12 protein-coding genes and 2 pseudogenes are annotated in these 13492 nt (G+C 59.7%); 10 read left to right on the top strand and 4 right to left on the bottom strand.

Annotation, left to right across the window (positions count from 1 at the left end; genetic code table 11):
• Positions 1-33: 33 nt before the first annotated feature.
• A complete protein-coding gene (locus tag BDO18943_RS00575) occupies positions 34-1041 on the bottom strand; it encodes a LysR family transcriptional regulator (RefSeq protein WP_321533517.1) in 1008 nt (335 codons plus the stop codon).
• On the opposite strand from BDO18943_RS00575, the gene BDO18943_RS00570 reads away from it, so the two are divergent.
• A complete protein-coding gene (locus BDO18943_RS00570; protein WP_089454458.1) occupies positions 1003-2421 on the top strand; it encodes an MFS transporter in 1419 nt (472 codons plus the stop codon). The two genes, BDO18943_RS00575 and BDO18943_RS00570, sit on opposite strands and share 39 nt — an antisense overlap.
• On the opposite strand, the gene BDO18943_RS00565 is transcribed toward BDO18943_RS00570, so the two are convergent.
• Positions 2403-3011 (bottom strand): short chain dehydrogenase, encoded by a 609-nt coding sequence (locus BDO18943_RS00565; RefSeq protein WP_175020747.1) that lies wholly within the window; start codon positions 3009-3011, stop codon positions 2403-2405. The two genes, BDO18943_RS00570 and BDO18943_RS00565, sit on opposite strands and share 19 nt — an antisense overlap.
• A gap of 106 nt (positions 3012-3117) precedes the next feature.
• Between BDO18943_RS00565 and BDO18943_RS00560 the strand changes: the two genes are divergently transcribed.
• Positions 3118-4011 carry a LysR family transcriptional regulator gene (locus tag BDO18943_RS00560; protein WP_175020746.1) on the top strand — a complete coding sequence of 298 codons (894 nt, stop codon included), beginning with the start codon at positions 3118-3120 and terminating at the stop codon, positions 4009-4011.
• Positions 4012-4042: 31 nt separating this feature from the next.
• Here the strand turns inward: BDO18943_RS00560 and BDO18943_RS42480 are convergent.
• Positions 4043-4224 (bottom strand): annotated as a pseudogene (locus BDO18943_RS42480) (IS30 family transposase); the annotation flags it as partial.
• A gap of 310 nt (positions 4225-4534) precedes the next feature.
• Between BDO18943_RS42480 and BDO18943_RS00555 the strand changes: the two are divergent.
• The 6 genes from BDO18943_RS00555 (at position 4535) to BDO18943_RS00530 (ending at position 8997) form a co-directional block, all read left to right on the top strand.
• Positions 4535-5206 (top strand): epoxyqueuosine reductase QueH, encoded by a 672-nt coding sequence (locus tag BDO18943_RS00555; RefSeq protein WP_175020745.1) that lies wholly within the window; start codon positions 4535-4537, stop codon positions 5204-5206.
• A gap of 37 nt (positions 5207-5243) precedes the next feature.
• Positions 5244-5519, top strand: a complete 276-nt coding sequence (locus BDO18943_RS00550; protein ID WP_175020744.1) for a hypothetical protein — start codon at positions 5244-5246, stop codon at positions 5517-5519.
• Between the two features lie 116 nt (positions 5520-5635).
• The gene (locus BDO18943_RS00545; RefSeq protein WP_175020743.1) at positions 5636-5836 is read left to right on the top strand and encodes a hypothetical protein; all 201 of its coding nucleotides are present in this window, start codon (positions 5636-5638) and stop codon (positions 5834-5836) included.
• Positions 5837-5924: 88 nt separating this feature from the next.
• Positions 5925-6908: a DUF1852 domain-containing protein gene (locus BDO18943_RS00540; protein ID WP_175020742.1), complete on the top strand. Its 984-nt coding sequence runs from the start codon at positions 5925-5927 to the stop codon at positions 6906-6908.
• Positions 6909-6935: 27 nt separating this feature from the next.
• Positions 6936-7964, top strand: coding sequence for a methionine synthase (locus BDO18943_RS00535; RefSeq protein ID WP_175020741.1), 1029 nt, complete (start codon positions 6936-6938; stop codon positions 7962-7964).
• Between the two features lie 523 nt (positions 7965-8487).
• A complete protein-coding gene (locus BDO18943_RS00530; RefSeq protein WP_175020740.1) occupies positions 8488-8997 on the top strand; it encodes a flavin reductase family protein in 510 nt (169 codons plus the stop codon).
• A gap of 221 nt (positions 8998-9218) precedes the next feature.
• On the opposite strand, the gene BDO18943_RS00525 is transcribed toward BDO18943_RS00530, so the two are convergent.
• Positions 9219-10673 carry a methylenetetrahydrofolate reductase C-terminal domain-containing protein gene (locus BDO18943_RS00525; RefSeq protein ID WP_175020739.1) on the bottom strand — a complete coding sequence of 485 codons (1455 nt, stop codon included), beginning with the start codon at positions 10671-10673 and terminating at the stop codon, positions 9219-9221.
• A gap of 610 nt (positions 10674-11283) precedes the next feature.
• Between BDO18943_RS00525 and BDO18943_RS43115 the strand changes: the two are divergent.
• Both BDO18943_RS43115 and BDO18943_RS00515 read left to right on the top strand, forming a co-directional pair.
• Positions 11284-11853: pseudogene (locus tag BDO18943_RS43115) on the top strand (cupin domain-containing protein).
• Positions 11854-12068: 215 nt separating this feature from the next.
• Positions 12069-13235 carry a porin gene (locus BDO18943_RS00515; RefSeq protein ID WP_043184291.1) on the top strand — a complete coding sequence of 389 codons (1167 nt, stop codon included), beginning with the start codon at positions 12069-12071 and terminating at the stop codon, positions 13233-13235.
• Positions 13236-13492: the final 257 nt, after the last annotated feature.

Below are 13492 nucleotides of genomic sequence, written 5' to 3'. Positions count from 1 at the left end.
GCCCGGTATCGCAGGCGGCCGTGACGGCCGTTGCTACCGCGCGGAAGCCGGTGCGAAGGTCCTGCCCGTCACGTCTCCGATAAAGTCGATTGCCGCCCGAATCGACGGCGAATGCCGGAGATCGGCATGCACGACCAGCCAGATTTCGCGGGAGTACGATTCCCCGTCGAACGGCAGGCGCTGCAACCCGGGATCGCGGTCGCCCATGAACACGGGCAGCCCTGCCACGCCGATTCCCGTGCGGGCCGCGACCTGCTGCGTCGTGATATCGCTGACTTCGCAGGCGATGCGGCGGCCTCGAGCGATCGACTCGAGCCACTTCTGATGCGGCATTTCCGCGAATTGCGCGTCGTAGCAGATAAAGCCCCAATCGTCGGGCGTCGACGCGTGCGCATAGTCGCGGCTCGCATAGAGCCCGAAAGGCATCTCGCCCAGCTTGCGCGTCACGTTCTGCGGCTCCTCGGGGCGGAACAGGCGCACGGCGATATCCGCTTCACGGCGGGCGAGCGATACGCTTTGCGCCTGGCTGGCCATCGACAGTCGAATGCCCGGATGCAATTGCGCGAATTCATGGAGATGATTCGCGAAGAAATTGTTGGCGAGTACGGGCGGCACGCTGATCGTCACGGTGCCGTGCATCGGCAGATGTTCCGTGAGCGCGAGACGCTCGATCGCGAACGCGTGCTCCTCCATTTTCTCGGCGAATTCGAGCATCTGCCGGCCCGCGGCGGTCGGCCGGCACGCGCGTGGCAACCTGTCGATCACGCGCACCTTCAATTCGGTTTCGAGTGCGCTCAAGCGACGGCTGACGGTCGCATGGTCGACATTCAACCGCCTGGCCGCCGCCGAAAGACTCCCCGCCTGTGCGACGGCAACGAAGTAACGCAGGTTTTCCCAGTCGAACATCGGTGCATTTTCTCCAGGTTGCTGTGCTGTTTTGCGGAATATTCGCACAGAAGGCGATCCTCTACGCTTCAATCCTCCGAATGCGAAGGATTGCCGATGCAGACATCTTCCACACCTCATCCGCGGCTGGTTCAAACGGCGGCGTGCCTCGGTTTTGCGGTCGTCCTGATCGACGTCAGCGTCGTCAACGTTGCGCTCGATGCATTGCGCACGGCGTTTGGCGCAGCGGTCACCGACTTGCAATGGGTCGTCAACGCGTATGCGCTCGTGTTCGCGGCGACCCTGCTGATGGCAGGCGCCCTCGGCGACCGGCTGGGCGCAAAGCGCGTGTTCATGGCCGGTTACGCGATATTCACGCTGTCGTCGATCGGCTGCGGCATCGCGCATTCGATGGGCGCGTTGATCGCGTGGCGTCTCGTTCAGGGGATCGGCGCGTCGCTGCTGGTGCCGAACTCGCTGGCCGTGCTGCGCCTGGCATTCGACGACGCGGCGGCGCGCAGCCGCGCGATCGGCTGGTGGGGCGCCGGCGGCGGCATCGCGCTGGCGGCGGGGCCCTTGGCAGGCGGGTTGCTCATTGCGGCAGTCGGCTGGCGCAGCATTTTCCTGGTCAACGTGCCGGTCGGCATGGCCGGTATCTGGATGACATGGCGGTTTGCGCCCGACACGCAAGCGCAGCGCGGCAGGCACCTGGATCTTCCCGGGCAACTGACCGGTGCGTTTGCGCTGGCGGCGCTCACGTTCGCGTCGACCGAGCTCAGTGCGCTGGGGTGGCGCAGTCCGGTCATCGTCTGTGCGTTCGCGTTGTGCGTCGGGTTGGGCATCGCGTTCATCCGGCTGGAAGCGCGCAATCCGGACGCGATGTTGCCGGCCACGTTGTGGCAGGACCGGATCGTCCGCAGTTCGATCGTGATCGGTGCGATCGCGAATCTGGTGTTCTACGGCATCGTGTTTACGTTGAGCCTGCTGTTTCAGTCTGTCTGGCATATGACACCCGTGCGCACGGGTGTGGCGTTTCTGCCGATGATGGGCGTGCTGATGGCCATGAGCATCGTTGCCGGGCGACTGACCGGCCGGCTGGGCGCACGCACGCTGGCGACGGCCGGACTGTCGATTTCCGCCGCCGGCTATCTGGCGATGTGGCCGGCCATCGCCGTGCACTCCAACGCGCTGCTCGCGATTCCGATGCTGCTGGCCGGCAGCGGCATCGCGCTGACGATACCGACCATCACGGATGCGGCGCTCGCGGCGGTGAGCGGTGCGCAGTCAGGTGTGGCGTCGGGGTTGCTGAATACGGCCCGGCAGGTGGGCGGCGTGATGGGCGTCGCGCTGTTTGGCTTCTTCGTTCGCGAGGCAGGGGGTGTGGCGTTTGTGCACGGGATGGCGCGGGCGTTGATCGTGTCGGTTCTGCTGCTGGTGGTCGGTGCGGTGATGGCCTGGCGGAATCTGGGGCAGGCGGCGGAGCGCGGGATGGGGGCTCGCGGGGCGAGCCCTCAACGTCAGTGCCCAACCCGATAGACGCGACCGCTATGTACCCCCTCCACGCTGCGCCGATAGGCCATGGCCACGCGTGCCGCCGGCACGCTCTCACAGCCGGGGAAAAACGGACCGAACCGGTCGATGGATTCCGTCAGCATGGTCGGGCTCACGGCATTGATCCGGATGCCCCGGGGAAAATCGCATGCGGCCGCGCGCACGAAGCCTTCAATCCCGGCATTCGACGTTGCGGCGTTGGCGCCTTGCGCAATCGGATCATCGACTGCGATGCCCGAGGTCAGCGTGATCGACCCGCCATCGGACAGGGCGTGCTGACCAACCAGTGCGACGCGCACCTGACTCAGCAGCTTGTCCTGCAATCCCTTGTGGAATTCGGCCGCCGTCATCTTTTCGATCGGTGCCAGGACGACATTGCCCGCGGCCACGATGATCGCGTCGACTTGCCCGAACTTTCCGAACAGCGCGCTCACGCTCTCGTCACGGGCGATGTCGACCTGATGGTCGCCCGAGGTGCGACCCACGCGAATGATGTCGTGTTTTCCGTCGCGCGCGAGCTCATCCGCCACGGCACGCCCTACGTCGCCACCGGCGCCGATTACAACGATCTTCATGGAACCACTCCTTTTCGATTTCAGGTTGGAGCGGCCATTGTTCATCGAACCAATATTGCGATAAATGTGCTCTAATTTCCGACACTACTAATCGCCGGTTCGGAATATGGACAAGCTGCGTTCGATGGAAACCTTCGTTGCCGTCGTGGAAGGGGGCAACTTCACCGAGGCGGCGCAGCGGCTGGGCATATCGGCGGTCATGGTGGGCAAGTATGTGCGCGAACTCGAAGAGCGCCTCGGTGCGCGCATGCTGGAGCGCACCACGCGACGGCAAAGCCTGACGGATGCGGGGCGCGTGTTCTACGAAGATGCCAAGCGCGCGCTTGAGCATGTGCGTATTGCCGAGACGTCGGTCGAACGGTTGCGCGCGTCGCCGTCCGGCACGTTGCGTATCAGTGCGCCGATTACCTTCGGGTCCTGTGTCGTCGCGCCTTTGGCGGCGACTTTCCAGCAGATGTACCCGCTCGTGCGTATCGAGCTGGCGTTGAGCAATCGCGTCGTCGATCTGGTTGACGAGGGGTTCGATCTGGCGATTCGTATTGGTGCGCTGGGCGATGTCGACCTGATCGCGAAGCCGCTGGCCATGTATCGGATGGTGATCTGTGCGTCGCCCGGTTACCTCGCGCGGCATGGGCGTCCGGAGACGCCGCAGGACCTGGGCGTGCATCGCTGCCTGTCTCACTCGGTGTGGAATGGCCGTAACGGGTGGAAGCTCAAAGGCTGGGATGGCCCGCAGGTTTCGAAGGATCCGGTTTTCACGTGCGACGATGGTCATGGCCTGCGCATGGCGGCGATCGCGGGGGCGGGGTTGTTGTTGCAGCCTGAAGTGCTGGTGGCTCACGATCTGGCGAGTGGCGCGCTGGTGCCGGTGTTGCAAGCGTACTTGCCCGAGCCGCATCCGATTCATGTCGTGTATCGGCATGATCGGCGGCCGCTGCCGAAGCTGACGCGCTTTGTCGCGCATTTGCTTGAGCATGTGGCGGCGCGGGACGCGTCTTAGCGGGCGGGGGCTGTAGTCGACGGTGGATTCGACCGGTCGATGCGACAGGTTGATGGATTCGTTCAGCCGGTGAATCGAAAGCTAGTGTCTTGCGCGGGCGTTCGTCGAGCCGTCTGGCAATGTGTTGAGCCTGGCTTGCGAGCAGGCAGAGAGATGGGTTCCTTTCGGGAGGGGCTGTCTCGGAAGCCCGTTTGTTGTTTCGTTCGTGCCGCGTGCCCGGATGGGGTCGTAGACGTCAAACAAACATTCCAGTTCGATGTGGTGCCAGTACGGCTCGGCGAGAACGGCATTGCCAAACACATCTTTCCGGGTGCTCGCGCGGCGGACGTGGGTATCGATGGCCTGCGTGCATGTATCGAACACGCGACGAGACCTGACATGGCGTGATGCTTCGTGGCAGCGGGATCCATGAACGTGGTTCATGGGAACATGAAATATATCCATTTTTATTTCTCCCGGGCGGAGACCATAATTCCGGGCTCCCCAGTCCGGCGGACGCGGGCGTATTTCATTGACACTTCTCATGGCAACCACAATCGAACGCAAGCCATTGGCGTTACCTGGCGGGCACAAGAAAGTGCTGCTTCATTCCTGCTGCGCGCCGTGCTCGGGCGAAGTGATGGAAGCCATGCAGGCGTCGGGCATCGACTTCACGATCTTCTTCTATAACCCGAATATCCATCCGCTGAAGGAATACGAACTACGCAAGCAGGAAAACATCCGGTTTGCAGAGACATTCGGTATTCCATTTATCGATGCCGACTACGATCGTGACAACTGGTTTGAGCGCGCCAAGGGAATGGAAAACGAACCGGAGCGCGGCATCCGCTGCACCGTGTGCTTCGACATGCGTTTTGAGCGCACGGCACTGTATGCCCATGAGCACGGCTTCCCTGTCATCACCAGTTCGTTGGGCATCTCGCGCTGGAAGAGCATGCAACAGATCAACGATTGCGGTGTGCGCGCGGCCTCGCACTATCCCGACATGCTGTATTGGGAATACAACTGGCGCAAAGGCGGCGGCTCGGCGCGCATGATCGAGATCAGCAAGCGAGAAAACTTCTACCAGCAAGAATATTGCGGCTGCGTCTACTCGCTACGCGACACCAATCGGCATCGCCTGGAAAGTGGCCGCGAACGCATTCAGCTGGGCGTGAAGTTCTACGGCGACGACGACTCCGCAATCGAATCCTGAGCTCGCCATCCGTTCCCGGATCAACAAGCGGGACGGCTTGAAGATCCCGTACTCGCGCAAAACTCTGGTCGGGCTGCGTACCGTCGGAGGCATGCCACTGATCGCCGCGGCGCAGGCGCTTGGCATTCCGCTGACGCATCGGAAGCAGCTCGAAACCGTCCTGCGCCCCTTATCTGCTGCGATCCTCGTTCGTTGGCCCGCAGCGACGGACGTCTCTTTTTCGCGCGCGTCATTTCACGGTTCGTCGTTAGATTCGATCCGAAGCAAACGAACCCGCTGGTCGCGCAAGGCGTTCCCCAAGCTCGCTCTATGACTTCGCGATCAGGCCTTCTGCGTGGCCGAGCGCCGGGGCGGTCAAACCCCGCAAGCAAGGATAGCCCCTGACGCAGATGCGCCGGGACGCGAGCGCGTTGGGGCATGAAGCGTCATATGACCGCGTCGCTGACCGCGTCGCTGACTGCATCGCTGACTGCATCGCGCAATGAAGGTGCGGAAGGAGAGAGGCGAGCAGGCCAACCTGCACCCCCGGCCATGAACATGATTAATGGTTTGATGAAATCTATTCACTTTTATTCATGGATGGCTCGGCATAAAATTTGTCTTGAATGCCGATATCTTGAAGATTTCTGAGCAAGAGCCAGAAAACAAAATCGGAAAGCATTGAAAAACCAAGGGATGAATTCAGGCTTCATCTCGGAAATCTGGGTGTCAGATCAACATGAGTCAAGATTTTACATTTGCCATCAAGCGCCTTAGCTTCGATGAAGACTATCGGCCGTCAGACAGTACGCGTATCACGACCAACTTCGCCAACCTGGCGAGAGGAACGAGTCGTCAAGAGAATTTGCGCAACACATTCAGGATGATCGACAATCGTTTCAATGCGTTGGCGCATTGGGATAATCCTGAAGGCGACCGCTATGCCGTCAAGCTTGAAATCATTTCCGTCGAAATGAGCATCGACGGTGAAAGCAACGGCGCCTCCCTTCCGTTGATTGAAATATTGAAAACGAATATTGTCGATCAAAAAACCGGTGAGCACATCGAGGGCATCGTAGGGAATAATTTCTCGTCTTACGTACGAGATTATGATTTCAGCGTTCTGCTGCTGGAGCACACCAGGAATCAGGCCGAATTCAGCACCCCGGAGAATTTTGGGGATCTGCACGGGAAGCTGTTCAAATGCTTCGTGAACTCAAGCGCCTACAAGGCCAACTTCAAAAAGCAGCCCGTTATCTGCCTGAGTGTCTCGAGCAGCAAGACTTATCATCGGACCGCCAATCAGCATCCGGTTTTGGGTATCGAATATCTGCAGGACGAATACTCTCTGACTGACGAATACTTCAAAAAAATGGGCTTGAAGGTTCGTTATTTCATGCCGCCGAATAGTGTCGCGCCGCTGGCTTTTTATTTTTCCGGCGATTTGCTTGCTGATTACAGTGATCTCGAGCTTATCGGTACCATCAGCACGATGGATACGTTCCAGAAAATTTACCGGCCCGAGATTTACAATGCGAATTCTGCGGCGGGAAAATCCTATCAGCCAAGTTTGAAGCATCAGGATTTTTCGCTAACTCGAATTGTTTATGATCGGGAAGAACGCAGCCGGCTGGCTATCGAGCAGGGAAAGTTTGTCGAAGAGCACTTCATCAAACCGTACCACGCTGTCCTTGAACAGTGGTCCGCTAACTACGCTCTTTGATTCATCAAAAACACAAGGTCATCTACTGTGAAGAAACTGTTGCCTACCTCAACTGCCGGCAGTTTGCCTAAACCCTCTTGGCTCGCGCAACCGGAGACGCTTTGGTCGCCCTGGAAATTGCAGGATGAGGGGCTGATTGAGGGCAAGCAAGATGCTTTGCGCTTGTCACTGCAAGAGCAGCAACATGCAGGTATCGATATCGTCAGTGACGGCGAGCAAACGCGCCAGCATTTTGTGACGACGTTCATCGAGCACCTCAGCGGCGTTGATTTTGAGAACCGCAAGACCGTTAGAATTCGCGATCGCTACGATGCAAGCGTGCCGACGGTCGTCGGTGCCGTTGCTCGACAAAAGCCGGTTTTTGTCGAAGATGCCAAGTTCTTGCGCCAGCAAACCACGCAACCCATAAAATGGGCGCTGCCGGGACCCATGACCATGATCGATACGCTTTATGACGATCATTATAAAAGTCGCGAAAAACTGGCGTGGGAGTTCGCAAAGATCCTGAATCAGGAAGCCAAGGAACTGGAGGCTGCCGGCGTTGATATCATTCAATTTGACGAGCCTGCATTCAATGTCTTCTTTGATGAGGTGAATGACTGGGGTGTTGCGACCCTGGAGCGGGCAATTGAAGGTCTCAAGTGTGAGACTGCCGTGCATATTTGCTATGGCTATGGTATCAAAGCCAATACGGATTGGAAAAAGACGCTGGGGTCGGAGTGGCGGCAATACGAAGAAGCCTTTCCCAAGCTGCAAAAATCCAGTATCGATATGGTTTCGCTGGAGTGCCACAACTCCCGCGTTCCGATGGATCTGATCGAGCTGATTCGCGGGAAGAAGGTGATGGTGGGGGCGATCGATGTGGCAACGGATACCGTTGAAACGCCCGAGGAAGTCGCCAGCACCTTGCGGAAAGCACTGCAGTTTGTCGATGCCGACAAGCTCTATCCTTGCACCAACTGCGGGATGGCTCCGTTGTCTCGTGCAGTCGCACGAGGCAAGCTGAATGCTTTGAGTGCAGGCGCGGAAATCGTCCGACGAGAAATCTCGAACTAATTCCTGGCTGTAGTCGGAAGGGGGGCTCGGGAAATTGAAGCGGATGTGGATTTCAGGGGGAGCCTCAAGCGGGCTCCCTGATTCCGTTGGAATACGCCGCCCGGATTTCCCGCGTAAAGATGAAGCAGGGGCCCTTTTCGATTCCGATCAAGCCGACGAGCACAAGCAGGCCGGCAGGAAGTTGTCGACGATCGAAGCGGATCAGGTGGCGCCGCGGAAGGTTGGCTGGCGCGTACTGCTTCGGTACGACGGCACACATCGGCACGGATGCCGAGTGGGTTTATAGAAAGCCGGCACGCCGATATGTGCCGGTCGGCGCCGAAGCGGTGTGCCCGTCATGCGCAAAATTGTCGCCGCGACCTGCTCGCGACGGCCGAGCGCGGAGAAGCGAGTGGGCTATCGGGTCGATTTTGATCGATGGGCCGCTTGCACAATTGACAACCGCTGAAGTCAGCCAAAATGACCTGACGACTTCAGGCCTTCCTTGATATTTTCGAGCCGCACCCGGTATTCAGTGTCTACCATGTCTCTTTCCAGCACTGCCATCGAGCCATTGAGCTTTCGCGAAGCGCTCGGGCATTACGCATCCGGTATCACGGTCATTACATCGCACGTTGATGACGAGCCGATCGGCTTCACTTGCCAGTCGTTCTACAGCGTGTCGATGAGCCCGCCGCTGGTGTCGTTCAGCGTCATGTCCAGCTCGGCCAGCTATCCTAAAATTCGCCAGGCAGGTCGATTCGTGGTCAACATCCTGTCAGACGAGCAAGTCGGGATTTCCAACCAGTTCGCTCGACGCGGCGCGGACAAGTGGCACGGAGTCGAATGGCAGGCGTCGCCGCTGGGTAACCCGATCATTGTCGGCAGCCTTCACTGGCTTGATTGCGAAATCTACGCCGAACACGCCGCGGGTGATCACCTGATCGTGATTGGCGAAGTGAAAGCGTTGGACGTGCAAGAGGCTGCTGCTACGCAGCCATTGCTGTATTTCAAAGGGCAATATCGCAACATCGCCGCGCATGACGCGGTTTGAGCGTTGACCTCCGCGGGCCTCTTTTAAGTGTCAATCAATTGAGCGCCTGACCATCTCGGTGAATACGCTCGGCACCGGAGCCGAAGCGGCACTGCATCAATCCATCAAAAGGGGCGCCGAGGTAGCGATCACGCTTGGTATGCCGGCTGCGTTGATTGCCTGGCCGGGCAACTCGGTGGGGCCATGGGTGTTTGGCCAGCCATCATTTCCCGGGGTTCGATTCAGCGTCCTGGCGTCGACTCTTCTGGTTCGAACCATTCAGGCCACGAGCTGCGGTGCCGGTTGCCCGCCTCGATACAAGGAATCAATGTCTGCGCCAGTACCGGTAACTGATTGGCCGATTTGGCAATCCGGTATTTGACACTGTGCACGCACTCCCGGTCGCCGAATTCGCAACGATTGAGCCGGGTCCCGCCACAGGGGCCGTTCGCCAGACCTTTGGGGCATGTCTCGGGGCATACGTAGAGGGTGTCATGCAAGCGGCAACTGCCGCAGGTATCGCAGCCGACCAGCGGTCGTTTGACCGTCCGCTCGACAGCATGTAGCGCATCAGCCGCCACACCGATCTTCCATATCGGACGCGTCACGCTCCAGCCAAATGCTCTGCTGAGCCATCCCGTGCCACCGAAGACCTGGCTATGTGCGGTAGAGAGCAGCGTGTGTCGCAGGCGCTCCCGGCGGGTGGCGGTGACATCGGATTGCCCCATTTCCCACGCATCGATTTCGGGAGCGAAGCATACCTGGGGCGCCCCAGGCATCTGCCAACTTGCCCGCCATCGTTCGTCCCACTCGGTCAGTGAGGTCACGCTGTCCCGCTGCTCGGTAATCGCCTGCTCCAGCGCAAGCAGTTCATCCAGCGTATGCACCCCGGACACATGAGCGCCGGCATAGTCCATCAGCTGCAGGCCCACGATCTGCAGGGTCAGACGCTCGAGGCTTCGTGCGCTGGCATAGGCCTGCGATACTCGCTGCTCCCTGCCCAACAACTCGCGCATGGATTCGGTGATGACGACGCCGGGCACGGTCTGCAGAGCGGCCGCGCGTTTGTCGGTCAGCCTCATCACACAGGCCAGCATGGGTTTCATGCGTACCTGAGCGCGCATCCAGGTCTGGGCTTCAACATGCTTGGCGGCGTCGAAACCCAGTTGCAGCGTAAAGAAATCAGCGCCAGCCAGAAGCTTTTTCTGCGCCTTCAGATACTGTGCGCCGCCTTCTTCTTCGCGGTATTTGAACGGGTTCAACGCGGCGCCCAACAGCCAGTCCGGGCATTGCTCGCGGGCAATCTGCAGCGCGGGCACCGACTCCAGATAGCGCACGGGTGCCTGCCCGGGATGGTGGCCTGGCAAGCGGTCACCACTGAGCAGCAACAATTGCTCGAGACCGCGGGCCCTCATCGACTCAATCTGGCGCAGCAAGTCTGCACGCTCCCGATCCTTGCCGGAAAAGTGCAGCAAGGATGTGGCCGGATTTCCCAATGCTCCGGCGCCGTCCAGGGGGCTCATGTCGGAGTGCAGGCCGACGCGATCGGCGAAGGATGGCAGTAACGGCCAGCCTGCCAAGTGCCCGCGTTGCACGATCTGCTCGAACGCGGTCAAGCGAGAAGGGGACTGTTGAGGGACGACCTCTAGCACGCAGACGAAGCGTCCTTCGTTCAGCGCCTGTTTCAACGAACTCAAGACAGCTCGATACCTTGTAGATCAGAGGGGCGTCGTTGCCGCGGCCTCGGGGTGATAGCAGCGCAACGACCGCGATGTTCGCCGGCAGCAGGCTGGCGGCATGAAAGAAGAGCAATTGCGCGGGGCGTCCGATGGGCATCCAGCAGTCAGCCTGCAACGGTTGGCGACAGCGTCGCGCCTTCATGCGCACACCAGGCAGAAGCCCGGCGCCACGGGTTCGCGCCGAGACAGGGTAGCTTCGAGACGCCAGCGTGTACAGGCCAGCGATTGCCATATTGAGCAGTACACCGAGGGCCAGCGCCTGCGTAGTGGGGAACCAGCGCGATCAGCAACAGGAGACCGATCGACAGGGGCGATCCATTGAACCGACTGGCTCCCGACTGCGGGCCTGCCTCCACCTCAGCGTGGGGGACTCGCGGTATGTGGTCCGTGAGCGCTTCGTCAAAAACCTGGCAACAAACAGTCACGATCAGCCAAAACCGAGACGCCAATCTCGCTAACACTTTGTCTTGGTGCCCGTTCCTATCAGGGAAATCCCGGTGCGGTGCCAGGTTATCAGACGAGATTAACTTATATCAAACTAATTTTGACGACGATTTATGTTCCTGATATGGTTTTTGCACTTGCAAAGCGCGACCCGGCTGCGTCGGTGCTCAGCGAAATGGTTCGCCCAGGTTGCCGGCGGCTGAATTGGACGCTCAATCAGTCTGCAATGGCGGCCGTTATTTCCAGATCGATTTGGGGAGCAGGTGGTGCGTGTTCTGGTTTCGTCACCGCCGCACTCGCTTGCGGGTAATGCGCGAGTGTTGAGCGTCACGACGCAGTCCTTCTTCGACATGCCATCGGAGGAGCGTTTGGCCGGGCGCGGTAACCCGCTCGAGTTTTTTGGGCTTCGCGGATTCGGCACGTTTGTTCGCACGCATCGCGAATACGGCGGAAGGACGGCAGTTCGAGTGGATCCTCGTATGCCTGCCCGCAGGCAAGACGTACTCGGAAGTCCCCCAGGGGTAAGTTCCTTTGCGTGATCGACGGCGAAGTGGCGCTGGAACTGAAAGGCAAGGTGTTTGTGCTGCATGCAGGAGACTCGGCACGTGATCAATCCACGGTGCCGTATAGCTGGAGCGACAACGGAGGCAAGGAAGCGGTTTTCGTCCAGGTAGGGGCGCCGCGACTGTTCTAATCGGGGGAGTGCCGGATGGGTGGACACGTAAGGCGCCTTCCCGCAGGAAATTGTGAGGATGACGAAATGATCGAATTGAATATGCCGATTTGTCGAATATGACGCCGGCCGTTGCAACTTGAGACGACGCGCAGGCCGTGCGCCGTCATCTGCATTCGAATACAACAAAACCCGTTTCAAACAATCCCGAAACCACTCCTGACAGTGAAATACAGATGAAAAACAAGAAATTCAACGTCAGCGTTATCGCTGTTGCCGCCTTCGCAGCGTCGTCGGCAGCAATGGCACAGTCGTCGATCACCCTGTATGGCATGCTCGATGCAGGTATCGGCTACACCTCGAACATCAACGGCCACAAGCGGTTCGGCCTCGATGGCGGTGCCTCAGGTTCGAACAAGTGGGGCCTCAGGGGGACGGAAGACCTCGGTGGCGGCCTCAAGGCGATATTCAAGATCGAAAACGGTTTCAACATTGGTACAGGTGGCATAGGCGGCCAGGGGCCCATTGGTTCCTCGCGTTCGTTGTTCAACCGCCAGGCTTACGTCTCCCTCGCTTCCGATCAGTACGGTACCGTGCGCCTGGGGCGCCAGCTCGACGCCGTGACGGAAATGGTGCAAGTCCTGACGGGCGACGCCATTTCGGCGTCGGCATTCTCGACCCCGGGCGACGTAGACAACAACGACAACACGACGAACCAGAACAGCGCCGTGAAGTACATTTCGCCGGTCTTCCACGGCTTCCAGGCGGAAGGCGCGTATTCGTTCGGCGGCGTGGCCGGTGCGATGGGTTCGGGGCAATCGTGGTCGGTGGCTGCGAACTACGCCCAAGGTGGCCTGACGGTCGCCGGCGGCTACTTCCATGCGGCGAACCAGGGTGAGAACGGGTGGATGAACGCAACGGCGCAACCGAGTTTCGGCGGTGCGCTGGGTTATCCGAGCTCGGGTTACAACGGCGGCAATGCGTTCAAGAGTGCGGGCATCGCGCAAATCGCGACTCAATACCAGATTGGTCCGTACACGGCCGGGTTGCGCTACTCGAACGCCCAGTACCAGGGCAACGCTGGCCAGCCATCGATCCACTTCAACGTGCTGGGTGCCCTCCTGCAGTACCAGGTCACCCCGGCGCTGGCGCTGGCGACCGGGTATACGTACGTCTACGGTTCCGCGGCCACACCGAAGCTGGCTGCTGAAGGCCGCACGATGGCGTCGATCAACCAGGTGTCGCTGGGTGCAACGTACTCGCTGTCGAAGAGCACTGCGCTGTACGCGATGGGCGGCTACGTTCATGCCCAGGGCGCTCAGGCTTCGGTTGCCGACTTCGGCAACACCGCATCGGGCGGTAACCAGGTTCAGGTCAACATCGGCATGTACCACGGTTTCTGATCGCCGGCTCGGAGGTCCGGAGTAATGGATGCTTTACTCCGGCAACGAAGCATTCCGCCAAGAGGCGGCAGGCATAAACGAATCGAGCGACGCGGATGAATCCGTCCTGCATGCGTAGTCAATCGCGCGCTGGTTCGAATCGGCGAGCGTCAAGGCGTGCCAATCCACAGCAAGGTGGTCTCGGCATGCGCGATGTTCTCTACGCTGTGCGGGGCCATCGTTTTGTACTGCACGAAATCGCCTTCCCGTAGCGGAAA

Source organism: Burkholderia aenigmatica, assembly GCF_902499175.1.
In the GTDB taxonomy this organism is placed as follows: domain Bacteria; phylum Pseudomonadota; class Gammaproteobacteria; order Burkholderiales; family Burkholderiaceae; genus Burkholderia; species Burkholderia aenigmatica.
The sequence above is the reverse complement of the archived record's forward strand: the minus strand, read 5'-3'. Positions and strand labels throughout refer to the sequence as shown.

Excerpts from the sequence above, each read along its gene's own strand:
- BDO18943_RS00565 (WP_175020747.1), bottom strand. The coding sequence starts at position 3,011 with ATGAAGATCGTTGTAATCGGCGCCGGTGGCGACGTAGGGCGTGCCGTG.
- BDO18943_RS00540 (WP_175020742.1), top strand. The coding sequence starts at position 5,925 with ATGAGTCAAGATTTTACATTTGCCATCAAGCGCCTTAGCTTCGATGAA.
- BDO18943_RS00530 (WP_175020740.1), top strand. The coding sequence starts at position 8,488 with ATGTCTCTTTCCAGCACTGCCATCGAGCCATTGAGCTTTCGCGAAGCG.
- BDO18943_RS00570 (WP_089454458.1), top strand. The coding sequence starts at position 1,003 with ATGCAGACATCTTCCACACCTCATCCGCGGCTGGTTCAAACGGCGGCG.
- BDO18943_RS00560 (WP_175020746.1), top strand. The coding sequence starts at position 3,118 with ATGGACAAGCTGCGTTCGATGGAAACCTTCGTTGCCGTCGTGGAAGGG.
- BDO18943_RS00515 (WP_043184291.1), top strand. The coding sequence starts at position 12,069 with ATGAAAAACAAGAAATTCAACGTCAGCGTTATCGCTGTTGCCGCCTTC.
- BDO18943_RS00555 (WP_175020745.1), top strand. The coding sequence starts at position 4,535 with ATGGCAACCACAATCGAACGCAAGCCATTGGCGTTACCTGGCGGGCAC.
- BDO18943_RS00545 (WP_175020743.1), top strand. The coding sequence starts at position 5,636 with ATGACCGCGTCGCTGACCGCGTCGCTGACTGCATCGCTGACTGCATCG.